Raw genomic sequence first — 11,377 nt, 5'->3', positions numbered from 1 at the left:
TATGCAGGTAGGGGTTTTGTTTTGCCCGCAGGAAAGTTCGTACAGCAAGATCGGAACGGTCCCGGCTGTCACGGTCTGCCGACAGTGCTAAGGTTCGGCCCTAGCTTTTGTATTTTCCCAAGGAAGCCTTTATGCCGGACGCTACGTCCCTCAGTGCTGGTTTTATGGTGGTTCACGGCAACCGCCTGGACGAGCTGCGCAGCCTGGTGGTCAGTTGGATGCGGCGCTACCCGCTGGCTCCCTTGGAAAATGAAATCGCCCTGGTGCAGAGCAACGGCATCGCCCAATGGCTGAAGCTGGCACTGGCCGAGGACCCAGAAGATGACGACATGGGCGGCTGCGGAATCGCTGCCGCCATCGATGTGCAGTTGCCAGGCAGCTTCATGTGGCAGCTCTATCGCATGGTGCTGGGACGTGACGAAATCCCGGCCAAGTCCCTGCTCGATAAAGCCCCGCTGACCTGGCGCCTGATGCGTCTGCTGCCACAGTTGATCAACCAACCGCACTTCGAACCCCTGCAGCGCTTCCTTACGAATGACACCGACTTACGCAAACGCTATCAATTGGCGGAGCGGCTGGCCGATCTATTCGACCAATATCAGGTGTACAGGGCGGACTGGCTCGAAGACTGGGCAGAAGGCCGTCACCAATTACGAAATGGCAGAGGCGAAGCCAAAGCCCTGACTCCGGCCAACTGCTGGCAAGCAGAGCTGTGGCGTGCGCTGTTGCTGGATGTCGGTGCACAAGGCATGGCGCAAAGCCGCGCGGGTGTCCACCAACGCTTTATCGAGCGTATCAATAGTCTCGACAGCGCGCCCAGTGGATTGCCTTCCAGGGTGATTGTTTTCGGGATTTCTTCACTGCCAGCTCAAGCCTTGGAAGCACTTGCCGGGCTGGCTCGATTCAGTCAGGTCTTGCTGTGCGTACACAACCCATGTCGCCACCATTGGGCGGACATCGTCGCCGATAAAGACCTGTTGCGGCATCAATACAAGCGCCAGGCTCGCAAGCGCGGCATGCCGGTTGTGCTTGATCCGCAAACGCTCCATCAGCATGCCCACCCGCTATTGGCGGCGTGGGGCAAGCAGGGGCGGGACTACATCAATCTGCTCGACAGTTACGACGATCCCAACAGCTATCGCTCGGCATTTCGCGATGGGCGCATCGACCTTTTCAGCGATAACCAGCCTCAGAGCATGCTCAATCAGTTGCAGGATGACATCCTGGAATTGCGCCCCCTGAACGAAACTCGCGAGAGTTGGCCTGCAGTCGATCTGACAAAGGACGAATCGATCCGTTTTCACATCGCCCATAGTGCTCAACGCGAAGTGGAGATTCTCCACGATCAGTTGCTCGCACGATTCAGTGCTGATCCAGACTTAAGGCCTCGCGACGTGATCGTGATGGTTCCAGACATCGACAGTTACGCCCCCCACATCCGCGCTGTCTTTGGTCAGCTTGATCGCCACGACCCACGCTTCATTCCCTTCACGCTCGCGGATCAAGGCCAGCGCGGCAGGGACCCGCTACTGATCGCTGTCGAGCATCTGCTCAAGCTGCCCGACAGTCGTTTCCCCGTCAGCGAAATTCTCGATCTGCTGGACGTTCCGGCATTACGCGCTCGCTTTGGCGTAGAGGCGCGTGACCTGCCGACTTTGCACCGCTGGATCGAAGGCGCAGGTATCCGTTGGGGGATGAATGCCGAGCAGCGTGCGGGTCTGGGCCTGCCGGAAGAACTGGAGCAAAACAGTTGGCGTTTCGGCTTGCGACGGATGTTGCTTGGTTATGCCGTGGGCAGCGCCAGTGCCTGCGAGGGTATTGAACCCTACGACGAGATCGGTGGCCTGGATGCTGCGCTCATAGGTCCTTTGGTCGCACTGCTGGATGCACTGGAGATTGCCCACCAGGAGCTCACCCAACCTGCGTCGCCCAAACTCTGGGGCATCCGCTTGCAAGCACTGGTGCAGTTGTTCTTCCAGGCCAGTAACGAACATGACGACTATTTATTGGCTCAACTCGAAGAGTTGCGCGAGACCTGGCTTGAGACCTGCGAGTCAGTAGGCTTGCAGGACGAGTTACCACTGACCGTAGTCCGTGAAGCCTGGCTGGCTGGCCTCGACCAAGGTCGCTTGTCTCAGCGCTTTCTCGCCGGTGCCGTCAACTTCTGTACCCTGATGCCCATGCGAGCGATCCCGTTCAAACTGGTCTGCCTTTTGGGCATGAATGACGGCGATTACCCTCGCGCGCAGCCGCCACTGGACTTCGACCTGATGGGCAGCGACTACCGGCCCGGCGATCGTTCCCGGCGTGAAGATGACCGCTATCTGTTACTGGAAGCTTTGTTGTCGGCGCGGGACCAACTCTATATCAGCTGGGTCGGCCGCAGTATTCGGGACAACAGTGAGCGCCCGGCTTCGGTATTGATAGGGCAGCTACGTGATCATCTCGCCAGCGGTTGGCGATTGCACGATGACAAGGCTGATCTGCTTGAGTCCATGACTCAGGAACATCCGCTGCAACCCTTCAGTGCACGCTACTTCCATGAAGGCGATGATTTGTTCAGCTACGCCAGCGAGTGGCAGGTACTTCATCAGTCCAGCGGTTTGACGCCTGCCATCGAGGTTCTTGAGCCCTATATTCAGGACGAGCCGCTGAGCCTGGGTCAGTTGCAGGATTTTCTGCGCAATCCGGTACGGCATTTCTTCAGTCAGCGACTCAAAGTGTTCTTCGAGGCTGCCGAAGCGCCTTTGGCGGATGAAGAGCCATTTGTACTCGACGCGCTGCAACGCTATAGCCTCAGCGACAGCTTGCTCGAAGCAGCACTCGGGCAATTGGACCAAATCGATCAGGTACTGGAAGCACAGGCGAAACGCCTGCAGAACAGCGGGCTCTTGCCTATGGCAGGTTTTGGCGAATGCCTTCAGCGAGAGTTGATCGAGCCGTTGCCGGATCTGTTGCAGCGCTATCAACAGCTCCTGGCGTTATGGCCGACCCCACTCACCAGCGCGTTGCCGGTGAGTCTGGAACTGCATGGGCTGCGCCTGGAGGGCTGGCTCAGTAGCCTGCATCAACGCGCGGACGGTGGTTTGCTATCGGTCACCACGATTCCCAACAGCATCGGTTCGCTCAAGACCCGTAAATGGCATCGCCTGACGCGGCCATGGGTCAACCATCTGGTTGCGTGCGCCAGTGGTATGGCGATGACCACTGCCTTGGTGGCGAGCGATGGCAGTTTATTGCTCGGCCCAATGGAGGAGGCGGCAGCATCCAGGCTTCTGGGCGATCTGTTGCTGGCCTGGCAAACGGGTATGCGCCAGCCGTTGCCGATTGCCGTAAAAACAGCTTTCGCCTGGCTGGCTCAAACCGATCCGGTCAAGGCTGACGCTGCCGCCCGCAAGGCCTATGAAGGCGATGGCCAGACCACTGATGGTGAGCGCCGCGAAAGCCCGGCACTCGCTCGGCAATACGCCGACTACGATGTTTTGATTGCCGACGAGACCTTCCCCGATTGGTGCGACGCTTTGTATCGGCCGCTGCTTGAGGCTCCCTGGTGTTCATTGACCAGCGAGGAGGCGCGCTCATGATCACGAAAACACCGCTGGCCCTGGCATTCCCCTTGCGTGGCAGCCAACTGATCGAAGCCAGCGCCGGGACCGGCAAGACCTTCACCATTTCTGCGCTGTACTTGCGTCTGGTCCTTGGCCATGGCGACGAGTCGAGTGGTTTTGGCCGTGAGTTGCTGCCGCCGCAAATCCTCGTGGTGACCTTCACCGATGCCGCGACCAAAGAACTGCGCGAACGTATTCGTACGCGACTGGCTGAAGCTGCGCGTTTTTTCCGCGATGAGACACCGGCGCCGGATGGCCTGATTGCCGAGTTGCGCGAGCAATACCTCCCTGAGCAGTGGCCAGGCTGTGCAAACCGCCTGGACATCGCCGCCCAGTGGATGGATGAAGCGGCGGTATCGACCATCCACAGTTGGTGCCAGCGCATGCTGCGCGAACATGCATTCGACAGTGGCAGCCTGTTCACCCAGACCCTGGAAACCGATCACAGTGATTTGCTTGGCGAAGTCCTGCGCGACTACTGGCGACTGTTCTGCTATCCGATGCAAGGCGATGCGCTGAATTGGGTTCGCGGCAACTGGGGTGGCCCGGCAGCGTTGTTGCCGCGAGTGCGTGGGTTGTTCGCCAGCGAGCGTGACAGCGTTGAAGGTAAAGAACCTGCCGAGTTGATCGCCGAGTGCCTGGAGGAACGACGGGCCGCGTTGCTCGAGCTCAAGATGCCCTGGCGCCAATGGGCCGATGAGCTGCTTGCCATCTGTCATCAGGGCGTCGCGAGCAAAAGCGTCGATGGTCGCAAGATGCAGGCGCGCTACTTCGAACCCTGGTTCGAAAAGCTCCGGGCCTGGGCCGAAGACGAATCTCTGGAGCAATTGGACATTGGCACCGGCTTCACTCGCCTGACTCCCGATGGCATGGCTGAAGCCTGGAAAGGTGAAGCTCCTCGTCATCCCGGTCTCGATGCGATGCCCGGCCTCAAGGCCAGTCTCGATAGCTTGCCGACCCCCGATGCCGCCGTGCTGCAACATGCCGCCCACTGGGTCGGTGCTCGGTTCGAGGAAGAAAAGCGTCGTCGCGCGGAAATGGGTTTCGATGACATGCTGCTGCGTCTCGATGCGGCGTTGCAGTCCGATGGCGGTGAGCGTCTGGCGACCTTGATCCGCGAGCAGTTCCCGGTTGCGCTGATCGACGAGTTTCAGGACACCGACCCGGTGCAGTACCGAATCTTCGAGAGCATTTATCGCATCGAAGACAACAACCCTGAATCGGGCCTGTTCCTGATCGGCGACCCGAAGCAGGCGATTTATGCCTTTCGCGGTGCCGATATTTATACCTATCTGCGCGCCCGGCAAGCCACCACTGGCCGCCTGCATACCCTGGGTACAAATTTCCGTTCCAGTCATGGCATGGTGAACGCGGTGAACCATGTGTTCGAGCGCGCCGAATCTCGTGAGCAGGGGCGCGGCGCGTTCCTGTTCCGGGAGAAGAGTGGCGAGAACCCGGTACCGTTTCTGCCCGTGGAGTCCCAAGGGCGCAAAGAAGTCCTGCACATTGAGGGGCAGGTTGTGCCTGCCCTGAACATCTGGCATTTGTCCTCTGAGCAGCCACTGTCTGGTGTGGTGTATCGACAACAATTGGCCGCCGCCTGCGCCAGTGAGATCACTGCGTTGCTCAATGGCGGTCAGCAGGGGCGTGCGGGCTTCATACAGGATGGTAAGGGTCTCAGAGGCCTGCTGCCGGCGGATATCGCGATTCTGGTGCGCGACGGCAAAGAGGCCCAGGCCGTGCGCGGCGAACTTTCCGCTCGCGGTGTGCGCAGTGTTTACCTGTCAGACAAGGACTCGGTATTCGCCGCGCAGGAGGCCCATGATCTGCTGACGTGGCTCAAGGCCTGTGCCGAGCCGGATGTCGAACGTCCCCTGCGTGCCGCGCTGGCCTGCATCACGCTGAACCTTTCACTGGCTGAACTGGAGCGACTGAATCAGGACGAACTGGCCTGGGAAGCACGGGTCATGCAGTTCCGCGGTTATCGCGAGCTCTGGCGCAAACAGGGCGTGCTGCCCATGTTGCGGCGATTGCTACATGATTTTCAGCTGCCCCAGGCGTTGATCGCGCGCAGCGATGGTGAGCGGATATTGACCAACCTGCTGCACTTGTCCGAGTTGCTGCAGCAGGCCGCCGCCGAACTCGATGGCGAGCAAGCACTGATCCGTCATTTGTCCGAGCATCTGGCATTGTCCGGTCAGGCTGGCGAAGAACAGATCCTGCGCCTGGAAAGCGACGAGCAACTGGTCAAGGTCGTGACCATCCACAAATCCAAAGGGCTTGAATATCCGTTGGTGTTTCTGCCGTTCATCTGCTCGGCAAAACCGGTGGATGGCAGTCGTCTGCCGTTGTATTACCACGATGCCGCGGGCAAGGCGCAGGTGAGCTTGAAGCCGACGGCCGAGTTGATCGCCCTCGCCGATAATGAGCGTTTGGCCGAAGACCTTCGACTGCTCTATGTGGCCCTGACCCGGGCGCAACATGCGTGCTGGCTGGGTGTGACTGATCTCAAACGCGGCAATAACAACGGCTCGGTCCTGCACCTTTCGGCGTTGGGTTATCTGCTGGGCGGTGGTGCGCCATTGGCTGAGTCGGCAGGGCTGCGTCGTTGGCTGGAAGACCTGCAGCAAGACTGTGTGACGCTGAACTACGGTGAAATGCCTGACGCGACCGCCGAGCATTACCATCCGCCGCGCAATGAAGCGACCTTGCTTGCTCCGCTGGTACCCAGGCGCAAGGCCAGCGAAAACTGGTGGATCGCCTCTTACAGCGCCTTACGCATTGGTGACAGTCTGAGCGTGGGCAGTGGCGAGGCACCGGAGAGCGCGCAAGCACAAAAGCTCTTTGATGACGAACGCCTTGATCCCGAAGCACCACGTGAAGTCGCCGCTGGCGGTGCTGATATTCATCGATTCCCTCGTGGTCCGAACCCCGGCACTTTTCTTCATGGATTGCTCGAATGGGCCGGTGACGAAGGTTTTGCCGCTGCACCGCAAACCGTGGAAGACGCGATCGCCCGTCGCTGCAACCGCCGTGGCTGGGAAGGCTGGATCACCACGCTGAGCGGCTGGCTACAACACTTGCTCAAATCCCCATTGCACATCGGTGGCGGGCAGGCGCCGGTGGTGTTCGAGCAACTGACTCAATACCGGGTCGAGATGGAATTCTGGTTCGCCAGTCATAAAGTCGATGTACTCAAGCTCGATGAGCTTGTGCGTCAATACACCCATCACGGCGTGGCCCGGGTGGCCGCCGAACCGGTGCTGCTCAATGGCATGTTCAAAGGCTTCATCGACCTGACGTTCGAGCATGAAGGCCGTTACTACGTCGCTGACTACAAATCCAACTGGCTGGGCGTCGATGACGCGGCCTATACCGAGCAGGCCATGGAGCAGTCGATTCTCGATAATCGTTACGACCTGCAATACGTACTGTACCTGCTCGCCCTGCATCGCCAGCTTAAGGCTCGGCTGGTCGATTACGATTACGACCGACATGTCGGTGGGGCGTTGTATCTGTTTCTTCGCGGTACTCGAGCAGCCAGCCAGGGTGTGTATTTTGCCCGTCCGCCACGGGAGCTGATCGAGCGCCTGGACCGGTTGTTCCAGGGCAAGCCAGAGCCCAAGGCCGAACCTGCCTGGGAACAGGGAGTATTGCTATGAGTCGCACTTTCGCCGATTTGCTGCCTACGCCGTTGGCGGCCGAAAGTCTGGCGGACCTGGCCCCGTTGAGCCGCGCAGATGACTTGTTGCTGCTGCTCACGCGCTGGGTTGAACGCGGCTGGCTGCGGGCGCTGGACAAGGCCTTCGTCGCGTTTCTCCACGAGCTCGCTCCCGACGATGATCCGCTGGTGCTGCTGGCCGCCGCGTTGATCAGTCACCAACTGGGCCACGGTCATGTCTGCCTGGATCTGTTCGAAACACTGAAAGAGCCGGATTTTGCCTTGTCGCTGCCGCCAGAAGGTGATGTGCAAAGCGGGGCGATGTTGCTGCCGTCGCAATTGCTTGAGGCGCTGGACGGTGCCCATTGGTGCAAGGTCCTGGCGTCCAGTCGTCTGGTGGCTCTGGCCGTCGATGGGCGTGAGGCTGCGCAACACCGGCCGTTGGTGCTGTCGGGCAAGCGCCTGTACCTGCGCCGCTACTGGGCTTACGAACGGCGCATCGACCACGCGCTGCGCCAGCGTCTGGCGGCACACGAAGCAACGCCGGGTGATTTGCCCCAACGCCTGACCGCTCTGTTCGGTCCAGCCAGGCTTGATGACGTGATCGACTGGCAGAAGCTCGCGTGTGCCCTGGCTACCCGAAGTGCATTCAGCATCGTCACCGGCGGCCCGGGAACCGGCAAGACCACCACGGTTGTGCGCTTGCTTGCATTGCTCCAGGCACCCGCAGTGGAGGCCGGTAAACCGTTGCGTATTCGTCTCGCGGCACCCACCGGCAAAGCTGCCGCACGATTGACCGAGTCCATCAGCCAGCAGGTTCAAACCCTGAAAGTGCCTGAAACGGTGCGCGAGAAGATCCCGTCGGATGTGACCACCGTGCACCGTTTGCTCGGCAGTCGTCCCGGTACCCGGCATTTCCGTCACCACGCGGGTAATCGCTTGCCGCTGGATGTATTGGTGGTGGACGAAGCCTCGATGATCGACCTGGAAATGATGGCCAACCTGCTCGATGCGTTGCCGCCCCATGCCCGTCTGGTGCTGCTCGGTGACAAGGATCAACTGGCGTCGGTCGAGGCCGGTGCCGTACTGGGCGATCTGTGTCGAGATGCCGAAGCCGGTTGGTACAGCCCGCAGACCCGCCAGTGGCTGGAGGCGGTCAGCGGTGAACGCCTCGATGCCAGCGGTTTGCGCGAAGACACCCACGGAGTGCATCCACTGGCCCAGCAAGTTGTGATGCTGCGCCACTCACGGCGCTTCGGCGAGGGTAGCGGCATTGGTCAGTTGGCTCGTTGGGTCAACCAACAGCATCCCGAGGACGCGCGCAAGTTATTGGCCGCTGCAAGTCATGACGACGTATTTTCCCTGCCCCTCAAGGGTGAGCAGGACCGGGCGCTGGAGCGCTTGCTGCTCGAAGGCCATGGCGGGGGGCCGCAAGGTTATCGGCATTACCTGAGTCTTTTGCGCAGTCAGCGACCGCCGCTCGACCGCCCGCTCGACGATCCATGCTGGGCTGATTGGGCTCGCGTGGTGCTACAAGCCTTCGACGCTTTCCAGCTGTTGTGTGCCGTACGCAAAGGGCCTTGGGGCGTGGAAGGTTTGAATCAGCGCGTGACCGACGCACTGCTCAAGGCACGGCTGATCGACAGCGATCATCAGTGGTACGAAGGTCGGCCCGTGCTGATGACCCGCAACGACTATGGCCTGGGTTTGATGAACGGTGACATTGGCATTGCCCTCAAGCTGCCGGAGCGTGAAGGCCCGGAGGCCGGGCGGCACGTGCTGCGTGTGGCCTTCCCGCGTAATGATGGGCAGGGCGGTGTGCGCTTTGTCCTGCCAAGCCGACTCAACGATGTCGACACGGTGTATGCCATGACCGTGCACAAATCCCAAGGCTCGGAATTTGCCCATACGGCGTTGATTCTGCCGGATGCTTTGAATCCTGTGCTTACCAAGGAACTGATCTATACCGGGATAACCCGGGCCAAAGACTGGTTCACCCTGATTGAGCCTCGAGCCGGCGTATTCGAAGAGGCCGTGAGGCGCAAGGTCAAGCGCTTGAGCGGGTTAATGCTGGAGCTGGAAGAGGGTACCTGGCCGAGCCATTGAGGGGCGGTGGCAGACGCCGGAATCTGTCCGATGTGCCGTGGCGCGTCGCCTCGCTGGTGTTTCGGTGCTGTGCTATCGTTGCGGCATCATTTTGTTGCGATCGTAGAGAATTCCTGCATGAAGTTGGCTGTCTGGGCGACAGAGCGCGTCGTTGGCTGCAAACAAGTGCTGCTTGCCGGCCTCCTCTGTTTGTTGACGGGCGTTGCCTGTGCTGAGTCGGAAACTATCGTGAGCAAAGCCGACCAACGTGCCAGGTCGGTCACTCAGGTGGTACTCGGGATCCTCAGTTATGCCCGATGGCCTGTTGAGCCCCAACAACTGCGTCTGTGCGTGGTCGGTCCCACTGAATACACCGACGACCTGGTCAAAGGCACCACACAAGCCACGGGTCGACCGGTTACTGTACGACGGTTGCTGGCCGATAATCCGGTCATCGCCAGTGAATGCGATGCGGTGTACATCGGCAAGCTGACCGGCGATGAACGCAGTCGGCTATTCGCCTCGTTGACGGGACGCCCGGTGGTGAGCATCAGCGAAGGCGGCGATCAATGCACTGTCGGCAGTCTGTTCTGTCTGCGGGTCGGTGATGAGCAGGTGTCCTTCGAGGTCAACCTCGACTCGGTCGCCCGCAGCGGTGTGCGTATTCATCCCAGTGTGCTGCAACTGTCGCGCCGCAAGCCGGCGGCGCCATGAGTCTATTCAAACCTCGCATACGTCCGACCCTGGGGTCGGTTATCGGTCGTGGACATTTGATCGTCGCCCTGGTGGGTGTGGCCATGGCCAGTGTTTCACTGACCCTGCTGGGTGTTCTGGCTTTGCGGGTCTATGCCGATCACAACCTGCATCTGATTGCCCGTTCGATCAACTACACCGTGGAAGCCGCGGTGGTGTTCAACGACAAGGCCGCCGCCACCGAAGCGCTGGCATTGATCGCGTCCACTGAAGAAGTGGCTGATGCACAAGTGATGGACGAGCAAGGCGAGTTGCTCGCACGTTGGCAACGACCGGAAACGGGGTGGCTCTCCGATCTTGAAATGCAGATCGCCCGAACGATTCTGGAAAAACCCATCAGCATGCCGATCACTCATCAAGGTCGGGAAATCGGCAGCATCTTGCTCATCGGTCACGGCGGCAGCCTGATGCGCTTTTTGCTCAGCGGTCTGGTCGGAATCGTCTTGTGTACCGCTGTCAGTGCCTGGGTAGCGCTTTATCTGGCGCGTCGGCAATTGCGAGGGATCACCGGCCCGTTGCGCAGCCTGGCTGCCGTGGCTCACGCCGCCCGTAGCGAACGGGCCTTCGACCGGCGCGTACCGCCCGCCGACATTGCCGAACTCGACAACCTGGGCAACGACTTCAATGCTTTGCTCGACGAGCTCGAGTCTTGGCAGACCCATCTGCAAAGCGAAAACGAAACCCTGGCCCACCAGGCCAGCCATGACAGTCTTACCGGGTTGCCGAATCGGGCGTTTTTCGAAGGCCGCCTGATGCGCGCCTTGCGCAATGCAGGCAAGCTGGATGAGGGAGTGGCCGTACTGTTTCTCGACAGCGACCGGTTCAAGGAGATCAATGACAACTTTGGTCACGCTGCCGGTGATGCGGTGCTGATCGCCGTGGCGACCCGGGTTCGTGCGCAGTTGCGTGAAGAGGATCTGGTTGCGCGTCTGGGCGGCGATGAGTTTGCCGTGCTGTTGACGCCGCTGCATAAGATAGAAGATGCCGAACGGATTGCTGACAAAATCATTGCCAGTATGGACGCGCCAATCCCGTTGCCGGGCGGTACCCAGGTGTTGACTTCACTCAGCATCGGCATCGCCATGTACCCGGATCATGGGCTTACGCCCGGTGCGCTGCTCGATGCTGCCGACGCCGCGATGTATCAGGCCAAACGCCTTTCCCGAGGCGCTCACCACACGGCAGGGTCGGAGCACTCTGTCGTCCATCTTCAAACCAGGAGCTAATTTTTGTGTTCACATTCACTCAGCGTTCTCTGCGATTTTTTACG

5 protein-coding genes are annotated in these 11,377 nt (G+C 60.1%); all 5 read left to right on the top strand.

Annotated features, from left to right (window positions below):
- The first annotated feature begins 131 nt into the window (after positions 1–131).
- On the top strand, positions 132–3,584 hold the full coding sequence (recC, locus tag JUI81_RS25430; protein WP_204125294.1) for an exodeoxyribonuclease V subunit gamma: 3,453 nt from the start codon (positions 132–134) through the stop codon (positions 3,582–3,584).
- Positions 3,581–7,270 (top strand): exodeoxyribonuclease V subunit beta, encoded by a 3,690-nt coding sequence (gene recB / locus JUI81_RS25425; RefSeq protein ID WP_204125293.1) that lies wholly within the window; start codon positions 3,581–3,583, stop codon positions 7,268–7,270. Before recC ends, recB begins: the two co-directional genes overlap by 4 nt.
- Positions 7,267–9,375 (top strand): exodeoxyribonuclease V subunit alpha, encoded by a 2,109-nt coding sequence (gene recD, locus JUI81_RS25420; protein WP_204125292.1) that lies wholly within the window; start codon positions 7,267–7,269, stop codon positions 9,373–9,375. Before recB ends, recD begins: the two co-directional genes overlap by 4 nt.
- A gap of 117 nt (positions 9,376–9,492) precedes the next feature.
- Complete coding sequence (locus JUI81_RS25415; RefSeq protein WP_028939939.1) at positions 9,493–10,068, top strand: YfiR family protein; 576 nt, start codon at positions 9,493–9,495, stop codon at positions 10,066–10,068.
- Positions 10,065–11,333: a diguanylate cyclase domain-containing protein gene (locus tag JUI81_RS25410; protein ID WP_204125291.1), complete on the top strand. Its 1,269-nt coding sequence runs from the start codon at positions 10,065–10,067 to the stop codon at positions 11,331–11,333. The genes JUI81_RS25415 and JUI81_RS25410 overlap by 4 nt, the downstream gene beginning before the upstream one ends.
- Positions 11,334–11,377 lie beyond the last annotated feature (44 nt).

It is taken from the genome of Pseudomonas sp. 008, assembly GCF_016861935.1.
Classification (GTDB): Bacteria; Pseudomonadota; Gammaproteobacteria; order Pseudomonadales; family Pseudomonadaceae; genus Aquipseudomonas.
This window is presented reverse-complemented; position numbering and strand designations above follow the sequence as displayed.